Below are 21,067 nucleotides of genomic sequence, written 5' to 3'. Positions count from 1 at the left end.
GTTGTTTGGGGCGCCCTTGCATGACAGTATCCGTGCAGGGCGAGAAGTTTTAGTTAATTATAGAACAGATGATGGGGCGTGTACAAGATAGAGTAGAGGGAGCAGATATACATAATATAGAGGTGTATACTAAAGGTAGAGCTATTATCTAAGAGGCTGCGGGAGGAGGATTAAAACTATGAAGAGTAATACAAGTATTAAAAGTATTATAAGTATGATAATAGTAATATCAGTTCTTGCGACCGGATGTGGCAAAGGCAGTGAAAGCGTTTTAACAGATGATGGAAATACTTCAGAAAGCGTTGACACTAAGACTTATAAAGAGGATGAAATAGAAAGTACTACGCCGGGAAAGAGCGAATATTCGAATAATGAGTCTAATGAAGAAGCTGGTAATAAGGCTTCCTCAGAGGCATGGACTGATAGTTCTGAAGATAATAGCGTAGATACTGTATATGATTCAAGTTCTGCGGGTGTGTCTACAGATAATGACGATACTAAGGGCGCTTCTGATAATGATAAGATAGAAGATACTAACCAGAATAAAGAGGAAAAGGCAGATATGGATAGTACTATAAGCAGTGAAGATTTCTATATATCAGAAATCACTGATGAACTTTTTAACAGGATGAAGGGGAAGTCTTATAAGGATGACTGTAATGTTCCCAGAGAGGATCTTAGATATATCCATATACTTCATAAGGATCTTGAAGGGGATACCTGCGAAGGCGAGATGGTATGTCATAAGATCATAGCTCAGGACCTTTTGGAGATATTTGAAGAGCTATATCTTAACGACTATCCTATAGAACACATGGTACTTATAGATGAATACGGTGCTGATGACGAGACTTCTATGACAGCCAACAATTCATCCTGCTTTAACTATAGAGTTATATCTCATACTACCAAGATATCCAAGCACGGCCTTGGAATAGCTGTTGATATTAACCCTTTATACAATCCGTATACCAAGATAGTAGACGGAACGAGAATAGTCGAGCCGGCAGCAGGTGAGCCTTATCTTGACAGAGAAGCAGACTTTCCCTACAAGATAGATGAAGATGACCTGTGCTATAAACTCTTTATAGAACATGGATTTGAATGGGGAGGCAGTTGGACCAGTGCCAAAGACTACCAGCACTTCGAAATGCCTGATTCAGTTGCAGATGAGCTTCGTGCTATTTACTAAAGAGATTGATTATTGAAAAGACACTGTTTAAACTACCATCTCGGGAAGTGCGATATCCCCAAAAAACTTCAAGGATATCGCACTTCCCACGAGGGCAGCATGAATCTATATGTTAGCCTAATAGAGTTGATGCAATCAGTGAATAGGCCATGATGTATATGCAGACGATTGCAAACAGGATGGAACCGGAGTTCTTGAAGGCTGCGCCGGAGAGCATTTTGTGAGGTACTTCGTTTGGCGCTTTTTCAAAATGTACATCTTTTTTGATGATGGTATATATTATGGATACGATTCCAAGTCCTATCATCACATATATGAAATAGGTATATACTACCGGCATATAAGGTGCCATTATCGCTGATGATGAGTTTACTATCATATGCATCACAATTGTCATAAGGATATTACCTGTTCTGACATATACATATCCAAATATCAGGCCAAGTGCAAATGCATAGAAGAACTGGTATATATTGCAGTGGAACAGTCCAAATGCAAGTGCGGAGTAGGTAATAGCTGTAAGCTCGCCGTAACGCCTTGTCCTGTCTATTATTAGCTTTCTATAGATCAGCTCTTCAAATATAGGTGCGAGTACGGATACCATTATCATAGACAGGATGTTATCGCCTGATATAAGTGTATTGATCATGGAATTCTCAGCTTCACCACCTGACAGAAGCGCAGCAAGATAATTACTAAAGTTGGCGAGTAACACTGTCACAGGGAACATGATGCATATTGCTCTTATGTACTGATTCTTGGAGATAGTGCCTTTTACAACATATTTAGAACCATTGGAGAGCTTTGCAACAAGCGCGCATAAAGGGCAGGCTATACCATATATGCTGACGATATTAGTTAGTGCTAAAAATGTTGTATCAGTATATATATCTGTGAGTTCCAAGTGGCTTTTTGCAGAGATTATCTTGGCAAGGACATCTCCTATTATGCCTCCGATCGCATTAGCTGCGAGCATGAATGTAAGGATAGCAAAGCCTATGATTGTATAGGCTTTTTTGGCATTATCAAGGTTTCCATACATTAAGGCTTTAGAAGATCTGCTATCCTGAGATTCCAGGACTTCATTAAGACCATCTTCTTTGTTTTTGACTTTGCCTGTTATTGCACCAGCGATTTCTGCAAAGATTCCTTTTGTACCTTTTTTGAATAACCTGTTCTTATAAACTCTTCCAGTAAGGATTGCAAGTAGTACTGTAAAAAGAAGAAGGAGAGCCAGATACAATACAAACGGTATAAATCCTATCCTTGCAGATACTATATCACCAGGCAGGACAAAAGCTGATGTGAAAGGAATGATTCTGATGATAGTCATTCCGATAGGGTCATTCTCTGTAAAAAGAGGTACATACAAGGAAGCAAGGAACCCTACCAGCATAGTCATAACTGATATGGATGTTGTCTGTGATAACTCTTCTGCAGTTGCAGCAAATGATGCAAAAAGGGCTGATACAAAGCAGTAGAATAAAAACGCACATAACAGGGCTATAACAGCTAATACCAAAAGGACATAGAAGTTTGCAGATACACCATTTTCCGGTAACATATCCATAAATAAAGAGATGATGTCAACGCGGCTAATTCCGATGATGTCGGTTATAACAACATTACTTACCACAAGACCTGTGACAGCGCATGCTATCCATACGGCTGTCTGGATCACTGCTTCACAGAAGATAGCAGTAACTTTACCAAATATAATGGCAGAAGGACTTGAAAGTGTCAGGATATATTCCATGAGTTTGGAAGTTTTCTCCATACTTACTATCTGACCGATGCTCTGACCATAGAATATCACAAGGAAATATAAGACCATCATAACGAGCATGGGAGCAAAATAAGAAATAAAAGAATAATCCTCTTCTTCTGAAGGCTCGTTGATTGTGATCTCATTTATATTTAGATCACTTACTGCCATATTGATCTTATCTGCAGATACATCTGTGCTGCTTATCTTCGCATTCTTGACTGTTTCAGAAAAGTCTCTGGCAAAGTCCTTGGCATCGCCACTTCCTACTGTGCTTTCTTTTGGGATATAAATGGTTAGATCGCAGCTTTCTTCACTTTCTTTTATGTTAAGTACTATAGAAGTATCTTCGTTGTCTCCGAGTGCTGTGACATCCTTGGCAGCTTCTTCGGCGCTTAATCCGGATACTTCACTGATCGTAAGATATGGATAGTCTTTTTGATGTTTCTGTTCAAAACTATCTATATCCAAAGAAAGATCTGTCTCGTTAACTATATATACAGCTTTTAGGTCGCTTGCCTTATCCTTGTCATCAAGAGCTCCTGATATAAGGATGTTGGAAACAACAGCTATTATCAAAAATGCTATACCTACAAAGACTGTAGAGCCAATAAATTTTTTGCCTTTAATGGCTTGTTTTAGTGTGAATTTACATATTTTAAGCCAGTTTTTCATACAACCACCTGTTTTTTCATGAGTTTGATAACGTCTTTAGCTTTGAGTCTCTTGCCCTGGAACAGGAGCATGGATTCATAAACTGCCGAAGATAGAATGAAGATGATAACTGCGGCTATGACTATTACTATAAGAGCTATAAGTCCTGTCAGGATGCTGATCTTACCTGTAAGTATAAGGGCAGGTGTGATGAATGCACCGGTAAAAGGACATATTGCTATATAATTCTTAAAAGCTTCAGTTCCGCTCATGTTAAGCATCATGATAATAAGAGCCATGTCTGCATAAGTGCAGATGATAAGAAGGAAGCTGAATGTCTTATACGCATCCTGGAGCTCATCGAGCTTGGATACACTTGCACCTGTCAAAGCTCCTATTATTGAATACAGGCACAATCCTGCAAGGAAGTATAAAACAGTTATTACAAGCTTTGAAAGCGTGATATTCTCCCATATTGAAGAGACTACAACTACACTTCCTGAAGATGCGCTTGAAACTATGTTCTGCGCATTTATGATTATGCACAGAAGCTGTGATAGGAAGAAGCATCCGTAAGCAGCAAAAGTTGTGATCAAAGTCTCTAAAAGTCTTGCACAGATTTTGCCGGACAGTAGTGCAAGGGGCCTTGTTCCTGTAAGGAGATATTCGATAACCCTTGAAGACTTCTCTGTTGCTATAGAAGTTGCTACATTTCCAACAGACATGTTTATGAACATGAATACTATCATAAGACCTGCCAGCATTACGAAGTAATCGCCGGATGAGATACTTCCTGTATCTTCGAAGAAGTTACCCTCTTTATCAGTTTTCATAACTGTCACGTCGAATTCTTTGGACAGATATTCATAATCTTCTTCGCTTACGCCAAGGTTTTTAAGGACTCCTTCTCTGTAAAAAGATACATAGGCATCTTCAAAATCAGAAAGCTCAGAATCTTTTATCTTAGACCCTGGAGAACGTGTAATATAAACATCAAATCCTTTTTGCTTATCATACTCTGTTTTAATGATAAGACTATAAATGTCTGTGTCCTTATCAAAACTGTCTATAGCTTCATCGTATGACTTTTCGGAGTCTGTTATGAATGAAACATTCTTGTAGACTTCATTATCTATAAAAGAATCAAAGTCTATCTCAAGACCTGAATTATCATAAATATATACTGATTCAATAGAAGATATTGCCTGAGTATTCTTGCCTGAATCGTCACTATTTTTGATATTACTTATGATAAGCATTAAGGGCATATAACAGAAGGAAAGAGTGCATATTATAGCCAGGAATACCTTGAAGCCTGTTTTCTTGATGCCTGTCATGAATTCAAACATAAAGACTTGCTTGAATCCTCTTAGATCATTTTTATTCACTTATGTTTTCCTCCGCTTTGTTATCTGCGTTATTCTGATCGTTATCTAAAGCACTTTCTCCGACGCTTTCAATGAAGATCTCGTGAAGTGAAGGCTCTCTGAGTTCGAATCTTACGATGGTCCTTGATTCATCGCTAAGGCGCTTTAGAAGGGATTTGGCTTCAGATTCATCCTTGACCTTGAGCTGTATGCCGGCAGGTGTGTTATTAACGACCTTGATGCCGAGTGTGCTGATAGTATCTGAGATATCTTCATCACACTTAACAAAGAGATTGACACGACCGTAGGATTTTTTTATCTGGTTGAGATTGCCGGATACTACAGCTTTGCCCCTGTTAAGGATAGTGATATCTTCGCAGAACTCTTCAATAACAGGCATCTGGTGGGATGACATGATGATATATTTGTTCCTGGCGATCTCTTCACGGATAACGCTTTTGAAAAGGTCTGTATTAACCGGGTCAAGGCCTGAAAGCGGCTCGTCAAGAATCAGAAACTGAGGGTCTGATATAAGAGCAGCCATAAGCTGGATCTTCTGCTGGTTACCTTTGGACAGCTGATCTGCAAGAGTTGGTTTGAATTTCTTACCCTTTTTTCTCTCAGGAAAAAGATACTCTGTGACCTTGAGCCTGTCTCCCCAATACTTGATCCTGTCCATTGCGGTGTCTGCGGATAAGCCCTTTAAAGATGCGAAGTATAAGAGCTGATCCATGATAGGATATTTGGGATACAGACCTCTTTCTTCTGCAAGGTATCCGACGTTGACTTTACGTGTATCAAAGTTCTCTCCGCCAAAGAGAACTTCGCCGTTATCTCTTTCGAGTATTCCAAGCATCATACGAATGGAAGTTGACTTGCCTGCGCCATTGGTTCCAAGAAGCGCATATACTCCGGGCTCTTTAAGCTCAAATGAAAGATCTTCGACTGCCTGTTTATCTCCAAATTTTTTCTGCAAATGTTTAACTTCAAATGCCATGTGATATCTCCTCAATATATCAATTCAATAATTTTAACATCTTTAAAATTGTAACAAAAAAGATAAGAAACTCCAATATCCGAAGCTTAATTCAAGCTTAAAATAAGTCAAAATTAGGAGAAACTAATTCAGTGAAAAACAGTATTAGAGTTTTTTTATAAAAATAATTCAAAAAGTAAATATTGGTTACGGTATCGTTTGATTGTAATTTTGGGCGTTTAAAAGTGGATGAAATATGGTACAATAATTACACTTAAAAATATTAAACTATTGTAATTGGTAAAACCATACTATAAACTTAACTATAAGTTTTTTGTAATAAGATAAACGGTGTAATGGGCTTGGCATTGTACCTTGGCTGGTGTGGTCATAGCCTTATCATCGAAGGAGTTTTTATGGAATCAGGATATGTTATCAGTTGTTGTTCGACAGTAGATCTTCCAAAGGATTTTTTTGAAAAAAAGAATATCAGATATATTTGCTTTCATTATCAGCTGGATGGAGTAGACTATCTGGATGATCTGGGTCAGACGATACCTTTTGACGAGTTTTATAAGAAGATGGAGGACGGAGCTGATACCAAGACTTCACAGATCAATGTAGAAGAGTACGAAGAGTATTTTGAAAGTATAGTAAAGGAAGGTAAGGATATCATTCACCTGACTCTTTCTTCAGGAATATCAGGTACTATCAATTCTGCCAATATTGCCAAGGATATGGTGCTGGACAAATATCCTGACAGAAAGATAGAGATAATTGATTCACTTGCAGCTTCATCTGGATATGGACTTCTTATGGATATACTTGCAGATAAAAGAGATCAGGGACTTAGCTTTGAAGATCTTTGCGCATTTGCTCTTGATATAAGAAATAAAGTGCAGCACTGGTTCTTCTCAACCGATCTTACATTCTATATAAAAGGAGGCAGAGTATCCAAAACAGCAGGATTTGTAGGATCTATGCTCAATATCTGTCCTCTTCTTAATGTGAATATAGAAGGTAAGCTTATCCCGAGAGAGAAGATAAGAACCAAGAAGAAGGTATCACAAAGAGTTGTCGATATCATGGAAGAAAGGGCACTTGGCGGCAAAGACTATAGTGGCAAGTGCTTCATATCCCAGTCTGCATGCAGAGAAGATGCAGAGTATGTTGCAAGCCTTATAGAAGAGAGATTCCCTAAGCTTAAAGGCAAAGTGATGATCAACGATATAGGTACCACCATCGGAAGCCATACAGGCCCGGGAACTGTAGCGGTATTCTACATAGGCGATCAAAAAGATGATTAAAAAAGTCCCTTGATTCTTGGTACGAATGATATGCACCAGAATCAAGGGATTATTTTAGTAGTAGCTAATTCGTATATACCAAAAGGACTGTCAATTGATGAAATTAAGAACAATAGATCAAGGTGAATTGATTTTGGGGCTGTTTGCGCAACAGCCCCTTCTGCATCTTCTGAGGAAGTCTATCCGTGAATATTACTTTGACCTTAGTTTGTTTTGTCCATCTGTTCTAGCATAAATTCTTTTACTGCCTTGGTGACAAGCTCAAGATGGTGGTCATAGCAGTGAGTATCCCCGGGGATAGTTACCAATTTACAGTTCTTGTACAGCTTGGAGAACTTAACTGAAGAGTCATAAGGTACAGTTTCGTCCTGATCTCCGTGTACGATAAGCACAGGCTTTTGATATTTGTCTATATAGTCTTCAACTTTTATGGTCTGAGCAACTCTGACATAGTTACCCTTAAGCTTTCTGCCATCCCAGGCTTCCAATTCGTCAGGAATATTCTCAGGATCAAATTTAAGTCCGAGGAGTTCTCCGGTTCTGGCAATTTCAGGGATCATTGCAGCAGGTGATAATGGAATAAGCGCCTTGATAATATCTCTTTCCATTGCTGCAGCAAGCATTACAGAGAGTCCGCCCTGAGAATGTCCTGCCATGTAGATGTCTGTGACAAAGCTAAGCTTTTTGGCATAGTCAACTACTGCAAGAATATTTGTGAGCCACTTAAAAAGCGTGTGATTTTCAAACTTACCATCACTCTTGCCATGTCCGTACATATCAGCGCGAAGTGTTGCTACTCCGATTTCGTTTAGAGCTTCCTGAACAGCAACAATGTGCCTTTCCTCGCTATGACCTGTAAAACCATGGATTATGATGCACAATGGGCATTTTTCCGGATTTTCTTTTGGCATGTCCAGATATGCGTTTAATTTTATACCGTCACAATCAATATACATTTTGTCCCTCCCAATATTATTTAAAAATACATTAATTCTAAGCTGAGATGCTATAAACGGCGTGTTAAAGACTATTATAATCTATATGAGTATTATTGTGCACAAATTTGCAGCATCCTTATCGAGCGGTATATGGCCTATATCATAAAAAATGACCCGACGTGGTCCGCATCATAATGAGAGGCGTGTCGGGTTCTGTTGAAGAGATTATATGGTTAAAGTAAGTTTTCGTCAATAGATAGGCGTAATTGCTTGCATGAATGTTATTCTTTATTAAGACCTTTTTTTAGTACCATAAGACATATAAAGCACATCGTAATCTGGATGATTGTTGAGCAGGGGGTGGCCAGTCCTATGTGAAAAAGGGATACAGGATCCTGCTTACTCATGAAGTATGAAACAGGAATCCTGACCCAAAAAGCTCCAACAATGCCTTGTATCATCACAAATCTCGTATATTCCATACCATTAAAAAATCCAATAAAGCAGAATAGGAAACATGTGAAGAGGCAATCAATTGCATATGCCCTCAGATAATCCCATGATGCGGCTATGACATCTGCATCATTGGCAAAAATTCCTGATAGCATATCTCCATGGAAAAATGCTGAATAGAACATCAAAACTGCAAATATAAGCGAAACTCCAATCGCATATTTTAATCCTTTGAATGCCCTATCATATTTACAAGCTCCTCTATTCTGAGAAACAAAGGCTGACATAGATTGAGCAAAAGCTGATGGGATCAACATAATAAATCCACATACTTTTTCTGCAACGCCTACACCGGCAGAAGCTATAACCCCAAGACTATTAACAATAGCAAGAATTACAAGAAATGAGATTCCAACAAGCAGATCCTGAAGTGCTACAGGAGCGCCAATAAATATTATTTTTTTTATGATTTCTCTATTAAATTTAAAACAAGACTTATCAAGCTTAAATGGCAATGTCTTCTTACTGATCAGTACCAGAGATATTATGACGCTTATAAACTGTGCAGCAACAGTTGCAAGTGCAGCTCCAGTTGTGCCCATTTTGAATCCTGCAACCAGAGCAAGGTCGCCAATAATATTGAAAATACAAGCAATTAAAACTGTTACTAAAGGGGTGATTGAATCTCCAAGTCCTCTGAATATACTTCCAATAAGATTATAGGAAATTATAATAATAGCTCCAGTACCACATATTCTGACGTAAGAAACAGTCATATCATAAGCTTCTTCAGGAGCATTCATAATGCTGGCAAGTAATCCTGAGCAAGCTGATATAAAAATAGTTAATACAATGCCTATAATAAAAAATAAGATTATACCGTTTGCAACAATTTTGCCGCCTTCTGCCGCCTTATTTTCACCAATCTTTTGTCCTAGAAATACTGTCATTCCCATTGATAATGAACTGACAAGATTGGTCAAAGTCATCATTATCTGAGATCCTGTAGATACTCCTGACACATCTGCCGGTTCAGCAAATTTTCCAACAATCATAAGATCCACTGCACCATATAGTGATTGCAGAAACAGCGCAAATAGTACTGGTAGAGCAAATTGTAAAAGCGGTCCTAATATTTTCCCTTCAGTAAAATTCTTTTGAGCTTTCACAAGTCATATTTCCTTTCCCATCGAAAAAAGCTGGATAAGTATAACTGGTGTTTCAACCAGTCATCTTATCCAGCTTGTTATTTCAAGAATAACTCACCCTCCGATGAACATTCACATATTTGATTTACTAAATGGAATTCTACATCTTTATAGTTTGAAAATCAATAAGAGATTATTTTTCGACAATGTCAAAAATATTGTCAAAAAAACAGATAGTTTTAGACCTGTTTTGTCAAAAATACAAAAAATAGTGTGAGCATACGATTCGATAAAAAAAGAGATGATCATGTGATCATCTCTTTACGCGAGCGATAGACGGGTCGCACGAGGTCCGGGGGACCTCGGTCCTGCGACGACCGGAGCGAAGCGGAGATACGAATCCTGCACCACGTGTGAGCGGCTCCTCTGCCGCTCACTAAAACAAAAAGCACATCCTTTAGGATGTGCTTTTCGTTTTATGCGAGCGATAGACGGGGCTCGAACCCGCGGTCTCGACCTTGGCAAGGTCGCGCGTTACCAACTACGCCACTATCGCATTTATTAAGTTTTGTCGGCTGCGTGTTTCGCAGCGACAAAAAGTATATTACCGCAATTGGAATTGAGTGTCAACACTAAAATTTAAAAAATCCAGATTTTTTAAATTTTTTATCAGCCCCTTATGGAAGCCTGTAGCTTGCTGAAATGTCAAAAGAGTTTATGCTTAAAAGCCATCATCATTTCAGCAGTAAGACTTACGTGCTCTTTGTCTTCTTCAAGGTCATCCCTATGTACCCACTCGGCGGTCTTAAGTTCGGAAGCATCCATTGTAATAGTACCGTCGCCATCAAGCTGGCAGTAGTAGCCAAGCAGAAGATCTGATTCAAAGCCCCAGGGCTGACTTTTGTAATAGCGGATATTCTTGACTTTAAGTCCGACTTCTTCCATGACTTCACGAGCTACAGTTTCTTCTGCGGTCTCACCGATCTCGCAGAAACCTGCTATAAGAGCAAGGCCTTTATATTCACGTCCTGCATATCTTGTGACAACTATCTTGTCACCATCTGTTACAGCTATGATGACAGCAGGAGATATGCGGGGATATATGATGTTACCACAATCAGGGCATTTTAGAGCTCTTTCTTTGTTATATATAATAGTCTTAGAGCCGCATCTTCCGCAGAAGCGGTTATTGGTATACCAGGTATGAAGGTGATAAGCTGTCATGCCGGCGAAGGCAAGGAGCTTATTATCAGTACGCCTGAGGCTTTTTAAATCTGTATAGTAGAAGCCTTCCGGAGAGATATCTTCATCACCAAGATACAGGTAGTTGTATTTATTGTTGATAGTGAAGAGAAACTGAAGCTTGTCATTCCCGATATCGGATACTTTGGGGCATGTAATACTATCTCCATCATCTCTTACAAGGATCTGCCTGTTTTTGAAAATAAAGACGTAATCATCCGGCGAAGGTTCTCTAACTACATATTCATTATGAAAAATTGATGGTGCTATATCCTGTATCATATATTAACCTCATGTCGCGAGCATAGAAAGTGGCTGATAGTTCAAATTGGTGGAGCTCGCGGCGCCAATTCGTTTTGATAAGTTTGAAAATGGACTATCCGATAAAAAGTTAGTAGAATAGTTGTGTAAAAAAGAAGTTTGAGTATAGTATTATAGTCCAATTCTTTTGTTTAATATAGCACAGAAAGGTTTAACATGAGTAATACAATTTCCATATCAGATGCAAAGATTATTTTGAAAAAAGGCGAGGGCCGCACTATTAAAGCAGGAGGACTTTGGGTTTTTGATAATGAGATAGCCAAGGTTACAGGAAGCTATGAAAATGGTGATATTGTTGAAGTTCACGATTTTGATGATTTCTTCCTTGGATATGGTTTTATCAATGATATATCCAAGATAAGAGTCCGCCTGATGTCAAGAAAGAAGGACAACAAGGTTGATGAAGCTCTTATAAGAACCAGGGTTCAGAATGCATGGAATTATAGAAAGGCCATATACGGATTTGATGGCAAGCTCTTTAGATACGAAGGTGTGACTTCTGATTCCTGCCGTCTTATATTTGGCGAGGCAGATTTCCTTCCCGGGATCACAATTGATAAGTTTAACGATTGTCTTGTTATAGAGTCTCTTGCACTTGGTACTGACAAGATGAAAGATATGATAATAGATCTGTGCAAAGAAGTTCTTGAAAAAGACGGCATCAAGATCCGCGGAGTATATGAAAGAAGTGATGCCAAGGTTAGAGAACTTGAGGGACTTGAGCGTACCAAGGGTTTTATCGGAGCTGAGTTTGATACAAATGTTGAGATAGTAGAGAATGATATCAAATACATAGTTGATGTTAAAGACGGCCAGAAGACAGGATTTTTCCTTGACCAGAAGCTCAATCGTATGTCTATAAGAACTCTTTGTAAGAATGCAAGGGTTCTTGACTGCTTCACGCATACAGGTTCATTTGGCCTTAATGCTATGGCAGGAGGTGCTAAGTCTATATTATCAGTAGATGCCTCAGACCTTGCCATAGATCAGGCTATGGAGAATGCGCGTCTTAACGGATTTGATGCAAGAAAGTATGAAGGTGACAGCGTCCCTTTAGAAGACGAAAGCGGCGTTGCAGGATACAAGTGCGCAGATATATTTGACCTTCTGCCTTCTCTTGAAAGAAGCGGAGAGCTCTATGACGTAGTAATCCTTGATCCTCCTGCATTCACCAAGTCACGCGCTTCTATCAAAAAGGCTGTAACAGGATACAGAGAGATCAATATAAGAGGTATGCGCCTTGTAAGAAACGGTGGATATCTTGCAACATGTTCCTGTTCTCACTTCATGGACGAAGATCTATTCCTTAAGACTATCAAGGAAGCAGCAAGAGATGCTCACAAGCGCCTTCGCCAGATAGAGTTCCGCCAGCAGGGGCCTGACCATCCGATACTGTGGGCCAATGATACATCATATTATCTTAAGTTCGTGATCTTCCAGGTAGTAGACGAGATCTGATAGTGCCGTATAAATATAAAGTGAGTTTTTGAACACCAGATCAAACTTAAGGCAATTGTTATAAGAAAAATATATAACGGATATAATTTTTTAACAGGATAGATGCTGCAACCCCCGCATTTATCCTGTTTTTTAGCGTTTGGCGCTTTATCCGATAGGCGCGTTGATGCATAAATTGTTTAAAGTGATAAAGTTTTTGTTGACATATGTATGTTTATGCGCTTAGTATGATTAATAATCATCAATTGTATACATGTATATAATCTTAAAAGGGAGGAAGAATTATGAAAAAAAAGTTATTGTCTGTAGTTCTTGCGTCTACGCTTGCGCTTAGCATGATCGGATGCGGAAGCTCTGCAGTTAATGGCGTAACAGAATCAGAAAATTCAGGTAATACAGATGCAGCTCAGACTGGTGGTACAACAGCATCAGGAGATGGCTCATCAGATCTTAATATCATGCTGGAGACTCCTGTTGAATCACTGGATCCACAGCAGGCAACAGATGGTACTTCTTTTGAGGTTATTGCAGACTATACAGATGGTCTTATGCAGATGGATGCAGATGGACAGGCAGTTTATGCGATAGCTGAAAGCGTAGATGTATCTGATGATGGTCTTACATATACATTCCATCTTCGTGACGATGCAAACTGGAGCAATGGAGAGGCTGTAACTGCAGCAGATTTCGTATTTGCATGGCAAAGGGCCGTTGATCCTGAGATTGCTTCTGAATATTCTTATATGCTTAGCGATATCGGACAGATCGTTAATGCGCAGGATATCATTGACGGAACCAAGGACAAGTCAGAACTTGGCGTAACAGCTGTTGATGACAAGACTCTTGAAGTTAAACTCAATGTTCCTGTAAGTTATTTCCTTAGTCTTATGTATTTCCCAACATTCTATCCTATAAATCAGGCTTTCTTTGAAAGCTGTGCGGATACTTTTGCTACAAGCCCTGAGACAACACTCTCAAATGGTGCTTTCATTCTTGATGACTACCAGCCTGCAGCAACAACTATCCACCTTACCAAGAACCCTGATTATTACGGAGCAGACTCAGTTAAGCTTGCTGGTCTTAACTATCAGGTTATCCAGGATTCACAGCAGGCTCTTATGAGCTATCAGAGCGGCGACCTTGATACAACACTTGTTAACGGTGAGCAGGTTGATCAGGTCAAGGATGATCCTGCATTTACAGCAATCGGTGCCGGATACCTCTGGTATATCAGCCCTAACATTCAGGAAGTAAAAGAGCTTCAGAACGTAAATATCCGTTATGCATTCACAATGGCACTTAACCGTGAAGCTATCACAACAGACGTCCTTAAAGATGGATCGGCTCCAACTTATACAGCAGTTCCTATGGACTTCGCAGCAGGTCCTGATGGATCAGACTTCTCTGCTGATCAGGAGAAGTTCTCAGATGTCTGCAGATTTGATGCTGATGCAGCACTTGAGTACTGGAACAAGGGACTTGAGGAACTTGGCGTATCCGAGATTACTATCACATTGATCCACGATGCAGATGATGCTCCAATTAAGGTAGCACAGGTAGTAAAAGAGCAGCTTGAAACAACTCTTCCCGGTCTTACAGTTGAACTTCAGCAGATGCCTAAGAAGGAAAGAGTACAGCGTATGCAGGATGGCGACTTCGAACTTGGTCTTACACGTTGGGGGCCTGACTATGCAGATCCTATGACATACCTTGGAATGTGGGTTACTAACAACTCTAACAACTACGGTTTCTGGAGTAATTCAGAGTACGATGCAATAATCGCTGAGTGCACAACAGGTGAGACTGCTATGGATGCTGAGGCCCGCTGGGCAGCTCTTTACGATGCTGAGAAGATCGTAATGGATGAGGCAGTTATTTTCCCTCTTTATACACAGTGCAACGCAGAACTTATTTCTACTAATGTTTCAGGAATTGAGTTCCACCCTGTAGCTCTTAACAGAGTTTATAAGAACGCAACTAAAAACTAAAATATTAGATTAAAAAAATTGCTGCGCGAGGAAGGGTAGTGATTAATTACTTTTTCTCGCGCTTTTTATCTTATGGGACAACTATGAAAAAATACGTATTAAAACGAGTAATCACAGCAGTTTTCACATTGCTGGCCATAACACTTATTCTTTTCATACTGATGCAGCTTATGCCTGGCTCTCCATTTAATGATGAGAAGCTCAACGAATCACAAAGGGCTGCTCTATATGCAAAATATGGCCTGGATAAGCCCATTGTTATTCAGTTCTTTCAATATGTTATCAATATGTTTAAAGGCGACCTTGGGGTTAGTTATAAGATTTCCAAAAACACACCTATTACGCAGCTTATTGCGTCAAGACTTCCCATTTCAATTGGAGTTGGATTTGCTGCGGTTTTGATCGGTGCAGTTGTAGGTCTTTTATTGGGACTTCTGGCTGCATTTAAAAGAGATACAGTATGGGATACTCTTGCAACCGTTATTTCAGTAATCGGTGTATCAGTTCCTTCATATGTATTTGCCTTGGCGCTTTCCTATCAGTTTGGATTTAAGCTTGGATGGTTTCCAATGCTCTTTTCAGCAAAAGATGTTGTAGGCTCAAGCGTACTTCCTTCCGTATCACTTTCAATGTTTACCATGGCTTCCATAGCCAGATTCACAAGAGCGGAGATGATCGAAGTACTTGGTTCAGACTACATGCTTCTTGCAGAGTCCAAGGGTCTTTCTGGCAATAAGCTGGTATTTGCCCATGCCCTCAGAAATGCTCTTATTCCGATTATCACAGTATTAGCACCACTTGTTGTTGATCTTATGACAGGCTCACTTGTTGTAGAAAAGATTTTTTCAATACCTGGAGTTGGATCACTTCTTGTAAACGCAATCCAGTCTAATGACTATAACGTCGTTATAGCCCTTAGCTTTATATATTCAGCAATGTACATAGGTATCATGTTGGTTGTAGATATTCTCTACGGCGTAATAGATCCTAGAATCCGTGTGGCAAAGGAGGGCGACTGATATGTCAGAAATTTCAGCATTAAAAAAAGAGCCCTACGTATCAGAAGGACTTAAAGTGGTTGAAAATAAGCCCTACGTCCCAGTTGAATCTGATTTCAGATTAAAGGGAAAAACAGCAGATGATTTTGTGGATACAAACTTTGCATCACAGAATTTCTGGAAAGAAGTAGTTGCAAGATTCAAACGCAAAAAGAGCGCTGTATTTGGTCTTATCTTCGTTCTTGTTATTATCTTTTTTGCATTCGTAGGACCTGTAATGAATGAGTACACATACTCAGGACAGAATCTTGAACTCAAAAACCTTGCGCCAAGAATCCCTATTGTTGAGTACACAGGCTTTTTTGACGGACATGAGAATATCAAGACTACATCAGGAACCAAGACAGTTAACTACTATTTTGAAAAAAAGCTTCCGGATACTTTCTATTGGTTTGGAAGTGACAATTTCGGAAGAGATATCTGGACAAGGACATGGTCCGGTGCCCAGGTTTCACTCATAATCGCAGTAGCAGCTGCGATCATCGATATGATCATTGGAATGAGTTATGGCCTTATCTCAGGATACTTTGGCGGCAAAGTGGATATGGTGATGCAGAGAATACTTGAGATAGCCAATGGTATTCCAAGGCTGGTAATCGTAACACTTCTTCTTTTGGTATTTAAGCCAGGTATGATCACGATCATCGTAGCCTTGATGCTGACTGAATGGGTTGGCATGAGCCGAATTGCCAGAGCTGAGATGCTAAAACTCAAGGAGCAGGAGTTTGTACTGGCATCAAGAACCCTTGGAGCAGGTAACCTCCACATAATCTTTAGTGAGGTACTTCCTAACATAATCGGACCTATCATCACACAGGTTATGTTCTCAATTCCTACAGCTATTTTCACAGAGGCATTCCTGTCATTCGTCGGACTTGGAATTCCTGTACCAAGATGTTCACTGGGATCACTTATCTCTGAAGGATTCAACAGTTTTACAACTCATCCTTATCAGATCATCCCGCCTATTGTTGTGATGGCACTTCTGATGCTGAGCTTTAACCTGGTGGCTGATGGACTCAGAGAAGCTCTTGATCCTAAGTTAAAGGAGATGTAACTGCGACATGAGTGAAGAAAAGAAACGAGAAAAAATACTTGATGTCAAAAATCTTGACATCACCTTTAAGACAACCGCTGGAGATGTACATGCTATCCGCGGTGTGAATATAGATCTGTATCAGGGGGAGACTGTTGCTATCGTTGGTGAGTCGGGTTCTGGTAAGTCAGTAACCATGCGCGCTGCCATGGGAATCCTTGCCAAGAATGCAGTAGTTAACTCTGGAGAGATCATCTACAGATACCGCGATAATAAAGGCGGGATCGACTATAATCCTGACAAAGATGAGACAGCAAAGTGGATAGAAGCTGACATTCTTAAGAAGGATAAAAAGTGGATCAGAAAGCACATCAATGGCCGCAGGATAGCCATGGTATTCCAGGATCCTATGACCAGTCTTGATCCAACCATGACAATTGGTAAGCAGATCATGGAAGGAATGCTCTGGCACTACAAGATCGACAAGAAGGATGCTTATAAAAGAGCAGTTGAGCTTTTAAAAGAAGTTGGTATAGAAGATGCCGAAAAGAGAATGAAGCAGTATCCTCATCAGCTCTCCGGTGGTATGAGACAGAGGGTCGTTATTGCTATAGCGCTTTCCTGTAACCCGGATCTTCTTATCTGTGATGAGCCAACTACAGCTCTTGATGTTAATATTCAGGCCAAGATCCTTGAGCTTATCAAGAAGGTTCAAAAGGAGAGAGATATTGCAGTTATCTACATCACACATGACCTTGGCGTAGTAGCCAAAGTTGCTGATTATGTCAACGTTATGTATGCAGGTAAGATCGTAGAAGTTGGTAATATCAACGAGATCTTCTATGATCCAAGACACCCGTATACATGGGGACTCTTATCAGCTATGCCTGACCTTGGCACAGATGATGACAGACTTTATACAATTCCTGGTTCACCTCCAAATCTTCTTCATGAAAAAGAGGGTGATGCCTTTGCGCCAAGAAATGCCTATGCTCTTGAGATAGATGATAAGCTTGAGCCGCCTATGTTCAAGATTACAGAAACACATTCAGCAGCTACATGGCTTCTTGACAAGAGAGCTCCAAAGGTTGAGATGCCGCAGGAGCTTAAGGCTAGAATAGAAAGAATGAAAAAGGAGGCCAAGGCACATGTCAGCTAATTATAATGCAGCGCCTCTTCTTGAAGTAGAGGGACTTAGACAGTATTTCCCCGTAAGCTCTACATATACAGTCAAGGCTGTTGAGAATGTAAGCTTTAAGGTATATCCTGGCGAAACATATGGACTTGTTGGTGAGTCAGGTTCAGGTAAGTCTACAATAGGAAGAAGTATCATAAGGCTATATGATCCCACAGAAGGTAAGATAAACTTCTGCGGAATGGATATATCCGGAAAGATGAATAGGCATACCAAAGAAAATCTCCGTGTTCAGATGCAGATGATCTTCCAGGATCCTATGGCTTCTCTTAATCCAAGAAAGAAGATCAAGGACATCATCGGTGAAGCTCTTGATATTCATCACGTATGTAAGAGTAAGTTAGAAAGAGATAAGAAAGTAGAAGCGATCCTTCAAAAGGTAGGCCTTGCCAAAGAACATGCAGACCGCTACCCTCATCAGTTTTCTGGTGGTCAGAGACAAAGAGTTGGAATTGCAAGAGCACTTATCTTAAATCCAAAGCTTGTAATTGCGGATGAGTGTATATCAGCTCTTGACGTATCTATCCAGGCTCAGGTTGTAAACCTTATGAAAGATATTCAGGAAGAGCTCGGAACAGCATATCTGTTCATAGCTCATGACCTTTCAATGGTTAAGTATATATCTGACAGGATAGGAGTACTGCATCTGGGACACCTCTTAGAGACAGGTACTACTGACGAGATATTTAATAACCCTGTTCACCCTTATACAAAGAGTCTTCTGTCTGCGATTCCTATTCCAAACCCTGAGCTTGAAAAGAACCGCGAAGCTATAAGCTATGACTACAAGACATCGGGAATAGATTATAACAAGGGTACAGAGCATCTGGTAAGCGGAACTCACTTTGTTAAGTGTACGGATGATGAGTTTAAGGCATGGACTAAGGGATAATAGTGCATATTCGTAGTTTATGACATAATATCATCAATAAGCTTATCAAAAAGTGGATATAAGATCATGACCCACAATCATATGATTTTCAGAAGATTTTATATCCACTTTTACTAAAAAAGTGCTTGACACTGCATACATACTTGTTGTATGATTCTAAATGCTGTTGAGATGGATGTTTTTTGAATTGTCTATGATTTTTATTTGATTTATTGATGTCTCAGCAATACCGAAAGGATTTCAAAGCGGGCTTCATGTACTTCGGATGATTTACAGATGCGCTGCAGCACGATTTATATTGTTCCACCCTTTCAGTGCAGTATCCTTTCGTTTATATATAGCGTGGTATCGCTCGTATATCAGAGCGTTGTATATAAATCTATATTTTATCTATCGGGGTGTGGCTCAGTTTGGTAGAGCGCTACGTTCGGGACGTAGAGGCCGCAGGTTCGAATCCTGTCACCCCGATTTTTTCATGCTCAAATTTCTCTTTTTTATCCACGGATTGATTTAAGCCTTAGATCGCTGACATATTGATAAAGACTGTAATATGTACATTGTAGGTATATATTACAGTCTTTTGTGTTTCTTACATTTTCTTTACAGTTGAGCTATATACAATTTTGAAAAATACCAAAGATAAGATAAATGAGACTACTTCAGATATAGGGAAGGCGAGCCATACTGCATTAAGATTGCCTGTAAGTGATAGCAGATATGCAACAGGTATAAGTACCACCAGCTGTCTGCCTATGGATACGAACAGTGAATAAATGCTCTTGGCAAAGGCCTGGAATATGGAGCCCATAACAATTGAGGCAGCAGCAACCGGGAAGTGTACGGCTATGATCCTAAGTGCCGGTATTCCTATTGCAAGCATATCATCTGATGCATCAAACATTTTTAGTAGTGCCCCCGGGATGAGCTCAAATACTATGGTTCCGACAATCATGATAGTAATAGCAAGAGCAAATGCAAATTTTAAAGAATCATCAATTCTCTTTTTGTTTTTGGCTCCATAGTTGTAAGCAAGAACAGGTATGACACCATTGTTCATACCAAAGATAGGCATGAAGAAGAAACTCTGAAGTTTGAAATATACGCCAAATACAGCAGCTGCTGTTGTTGAAAATGCAATCAGAATCTGATTCATAAGATAAGTCATGATTGATCCTATTGACATCATGAGGATGGAAGGAACTCCTACCATATAAATCTGTCCTATGATTTCAGCTTTGGGTTTAAATATATTAGAAAGTTTGATCTTGATATCATGGTTGTATTTGATATTAAGTATAAGTCCTACAACAGCTGCTATGCTTTGACCCAGTACTGTTGCATATGCTGCACCTGCAACTCCGAGCTTGGGACATCCAAGAAGACCGAAGATCATGATAGGGTCGAAGATGATGTTGATAACAGCGCCTGTCAGCTGAGAGATCATACTATATACTGTTCTTCCTGTTGATTGAAGGAGCCTTTCAAATGTAACCTGACAGAAGAGTCCAAGTGACAGGGTAGCAACTATTCCAAGGTATGCTGCGCCGTCTTCGATGATGGCAGTGTCGCTTGTCTGTGAAGCGATAAAAGCTCTGGAACCGAAAATACCTATAATAAGGAATACAACGAAGTTCATGATAGTAAGTAGTATTCCGGTATTAGCGGCAGCATCAGATCTGTCATATTTTTTTTCACCAAGTGATCTTGATAATAATGAATTGATACCAACACCTGTTCCTGATGCAAGTGCTATCATCAGGTTCTGCATAGGGAATGCAAGTGTTACAGCTGTAAGAGCATTCTCACTGATCTTAGCAACGAAGATGCTGTCTACAACATTGTAAAGAGCCTGCACCAGCATAGATACCATCATGGGCAGGGACATTGAGATAATGAGCTGTTTGACAGGCATTACGCCCATCTTGTTTTCTTTTCTTTGTTCTGACATGTTTTTTACTCTCCTTAATAACCTAGACAGTATAACATGATTTTGTTCAGATGGCATATAAAGAATCGATATAAAACCCAAAACATTCTTAGTGGAAATAATAAAAGGACGGAGTTAGCGGATTTCTTG

At 39.7% G+C, this 21,067-nt stretch carries 15 protein-coding genes and 2 tRNA genes; 9 read left to right on the top strand and 8 right to left on the bottom strand.

Translation table 11 applies throughout. The features are described from left to right. Nucleotides 1-178 precede the first annotated feature (178 nt). Complete coding sequence (locus I7804_RS00875) at nucleotides 179-1,192, top strand: M15 family metallopeptidase (RefSeq protein ID WP_248404469.1); 1,014 nt, start codon at nucleotides 179-181, stop codon at nucleotides 1,190-1,192. A gap of 112 nt (nucleotides 1,193-1,304) precedes the next feature. On the opposite strand, the gene I7804_RS00870 is transcribed toward I7804_RS00875, so the two are convergent. From I7804_RS00870 to I7804_RS00860, 3 genes are read right to left on the bottom strand one after another with little or no spacing between them, the layout of a single operon-like run. Continuing rightward, on the bottom strand, nucleotides 1,305-3,632 hold the full coding sequence (locus I7804_RS00870) for a type II CAAX prenyl endopeptidase Rce1 family protein (RefSeq protein WP_248404467.1): 2,328 nt from the start codon (nucleotides 3,630-3,632) through the stop codon (nucleotides 1,305-1,307). Continuing rightward, nucleotides 3,629-4,999, bottom strand: coding sequence for an ABC transporter permease (locus I7804_RS00865; RefSeq protein WP_248404465.1), 1,371 nt, complete (start codon nucleotides 4,997-4,999; stop codon nucleotides 3,629-3,631). The genes I7804_RS00870 and I7804_RS00865 overlap by 4 nt, the downstream gene beginning before the upstream one ends. Further along, a complete protein-coding gene (locus tag I7804_RS00860; RefSeq protein WP_248404464.1) occupies nucleotides 4,992-5,975 on the bottom strand; it encodes an ABC transporter ATP-binding protein in 984 nt (327 codons plus the stop codon). The genes I7804_RS00865 and I7804_RS00860 overlap by 8 nt, the downstream gene beginning before the upstream one ends. Before the next feature lie 395 nt (nucleotides 5,976-6,370). On the opposite strand from I7804_RS00860, the gene I7804_RS00855 reads away from it, so the two are divergent. Continuing rightward, nucleotides 6,371-7,261 (top strand): DegV family protein, encoded by an 891-nt coding sequence (locus I7804_RS00855; protein ID WP_248405925.1) that lies wholly within the window; start codon nucleotides 6,371-6,373, stop codon nucleotides 7,259-7,261. Nucleotides 7,262-7,464: 203 nt separating this feature from the next. Here I7804_RS00855 and I7804_RS00850 read toward each other — a convergent pair whose 3' ends face one another. From I7804_RS00850 to nudC, 4 genes are all read right to left on the bottom strand, one after another. Beyond that, a complete protein-coding gene (locus tag I7804_RS00850) occupies nucleotides 7,465-8,217 on the bottom strand; it encodes an alpha/beta hydrolase family protein (RefSeq protein WP_248404462.1) in 753 nt (250 codons plus the stop codon). 263 nt (nucleotides 8,218-8,480) lie between these two features. Beyond that, on the bottom strand, nucleotides 8,481-9,821 hold the full coding sequence (locus I7804_RS00845) for an MATE family efflux transporter (protein WP_282570448.1): 1,341 nt from the start codon (nucleotides 9,819-9,821) through the stop codon (nucleotides 8,481-8,483). Between the two features lie 462 nt (nucleotides 9,822-10,283). Next, nucleotides 10,284-10,356: transfer RNA gene (locus I7804_RS00840), tRNA-Gly, on the bottom strand. A gap of 149 nt (nucleotides 10,357-10,505) precedes the next feature. Beyond that, entirely contained in the window at nucleotides 10,506-11,324 is an 819-nt protein-coding gene (nudC, locus tag I7804_RS00835; RefSeq protein WP_022755550.1) for an NAD(+) diphosphatase, read from the bottom strand. A gap of 195 nt (nucleotides 11,325-11,519) precedes the next feature. Here nudC and I7804_RS00830 point away from each other — a divergent pair, with 195 nt between their 5' ends. The 7 genes from I7804_RS00830 to I7804_RS00800 all read left to right on the top strand — a co-directional run bounded on the left by I7804_RS00830 (nucleotide 11,520) and on the right by I7804_RS00800 (nucleotide 19,458). Continuing rightward, on the top strand, nucleotides 11,520-12,821 hold the full coding sequence (locus I7804_RS00830) for a class I SAM-dependent rRNA methyltransferase (RefSeq protein WP_248404458.1): 1,302 nt from the start codon (nucleotides 11,520-11,522) through the stop codon (nucleotides 12,819-12,821). Nucleotides 12,822-13,105: 284 nt separating this feature from the next. Further along, on the top strand, nucleotides 13,106-14,809 hold the full coding sequence (locus I7804_RS00825) for a peptide ABC transporter substrate-binding protein (protein WP_110072638.1): 1,704 nt from the start codon (nucleotides 13,106-13,108) through the stop codon (nucleotides 14,807-14,809). 83 nt (nucleotides 14,810-14,892) lie between these two features. Further along, nucleotides 14,893-15,828 carry an ABC transporter permease gene (locus tag I7804_RS00820; RefSeq protein WP_248404456.1) on the top strand — a complete coding sequence of 312 codons (936 nt, stop codon included), beginning with the start codon at nucleotides 14,893-14,895 and terminating at the stop codon, nucleotides 15,826-15,828. 1 nt (nucleotide 15,829) lies between these two features. Then, nucleotides 15,830-16,924 carry an ABC transporter permease gene (locus tag I7804_RS00815; protein WP_110072640.1) on the top strand — a complete coding sequence of 365 codons (1,095 nt, stop codon included), beginning with the start codon at nucleotides 15,830-15,832 and terminating at the stop codon, nucleotides 16,922-16,924. 7 nt (nucleotides 16,925-16,931) lie between these two features. Continuing rightward, nucleotides 16,932-18,062 (top strand): ABC transporter ATP-binding protein, encoded by a 1,131-nt coding sequence (locus I7804_RS00810; RefSeq protein WP_027207162.1) that lies wholly within the window; start codon nucleotides 16,932-16,934, stop codon nucleotides 18,060-18,062. After that, on the top strand, nucleotides 18,052-18,990 hold the full coding sequence (locus tag I7804_RS00805) for an ABC transporter ATP-binding protein (RefSeq protein WP_027207161.1): 939 nt from the start codon (nucleotides 18,052-18,054) through the stop codon (nucleotides 18,988-18,990). Before I7804_RS00810 ends, I7804_RS00805 begins: the two co-directional genes overlap by 11 nt. Nucleotides 18,991-19,384: 394 nt before the next feature. Continuing rightward, nucleotides 19,385-19,458 (top strand) — tRNA-Pro (locus tag I7804_RS00800). Between the two features lie 121 nt (nucleotides 19,459-19,579). On the opposite strand, the gene I7804_RS00795 is transcribed toward I7804_RS00800, so the two are convergent. Next, on the bottom strand, nucleotides 19,580-20,938 hold the full coding sequence (locus I7804_RS00795) for an MATE family efflux transporter (RefSeq protein WP_248404454.1): 1,359 nt from the start codon (nucleotides 20,936-20,938) through the stop codon (nucleotides 19,580-19,582). Nucleotides 20,939-21,067: the final 129 nt, after the last annotated feature.

The sequence above is a fragment of the Butyrivibrio fibrisolvens genome, from assembly GCF_023206215.1.
Classification (GTDB): Bacteria; Bacillota; Clostridia; order Lachnospirales; family Lachnospiraceae; genus Butyrivibrio; species Butyrivibrio fibrisolvens_C.
Note: the sequence above shows the minus strand (reverse complement) of the source record. Positions and strands in the feature narration are given on the sequence as shown.

What these genes read in the sequence shown, in the direction of transcription:
- I7804_RS00820 (WP_248404456.1), top strand. Translation starts at nt 14,893, where the DNA reads ATGAAAAAATACGTATTAAAACGAGTAATCACAGCAGTTTTCACATTG.
- I7804_RS00815 (WP_110072640.1), top strand. Translation starts at nt 15,830, where the DNA reads ATGTCAGAAATTTCAGCATTAAAAAAAGAGCCCTACGTATCAGAAGGA.
- I7804_RS00860 (WP_248404464.1), bottom strand. Translation starts at nt 5,975, where the DNA reads ATGGCATTTGAAGTTAAACATTTGCAGAAAAAATTTGGAGATAAACAG.
- I7804_RS00810 (WP_027207162.1), top strand. Translation starts at nt 16,932, where the DNA reads ATGAGTGAAGAAAAGAAACGAGAAAAAATACTTGATGTCAAAAATCTT.
- I7804_RS00805 (WP_027207161.1), top strand. Translation starts at nt 18,052, where the DNA reads ATGTCAGCTAATTATAATGCAGCGCCTCTTCTTGAAGTAGAGGGACTT.
- I7804_RS00855 (WP_248405925.1), top strand. Translation starts at nt 6,371, where the DNA reads ATGGAATCAGGATATGTTATCAGTTGTTGTTCGACAGTAGATCTTCCA.
- I7804_RS00850 (WP_248404462.1), bottom strand. Translation starts at nt 8,217, where the DNA reads ATGTATATTGATTGTGACGGTATAAAATTAAACGCATATCTGGACATG.
- I7804_RS00830 (WP_248404458.1), top strand. Translation starts at nt 11,520, where the DNA reads ATGAGTAATACAATTTCCATATCAGATGCAAAGATTATTTTGAAAAAA.
- I7804_RS00875 (WP_248404469.1), top strand. Translation starts at nt 179, where the DNA reads ATGAAGAGTAATACAAGTATTAAAAGTATTATAAGTATGATAATAGTA.
- I7804_RS00870 (WP_248404467.1), bottom strand. Translation starts at nt 3,632, where the DNA reads ATGAAAAACTGGCTTAAAATATGTAAATTCACACTAAAACAAGCCATT.
- nudC (WP_022755550.1), bottom strand. Translation starts at nt 11,324, where the DNA reads ATGATACAGGATATAGCACCATCAATTTTTCATAATGAATATGTAGTT.
- I7804_RS00825 (WP_110072638.1), top strand. Translation starts at nt 13,106, where the DNA reads ATGAAAAAAAAGTTATTGTCTGTAGTTCTTGCGTCTACGCTTGCGCTT.
- I7804_RS00795 (WP_248404454.1), bottom strand. Translation starts at nt 20,938, where the DNA reads ATGTCAGAACAAAGAAAAGAAAACAAGATGGGCGTAATGCCTGTCAAA.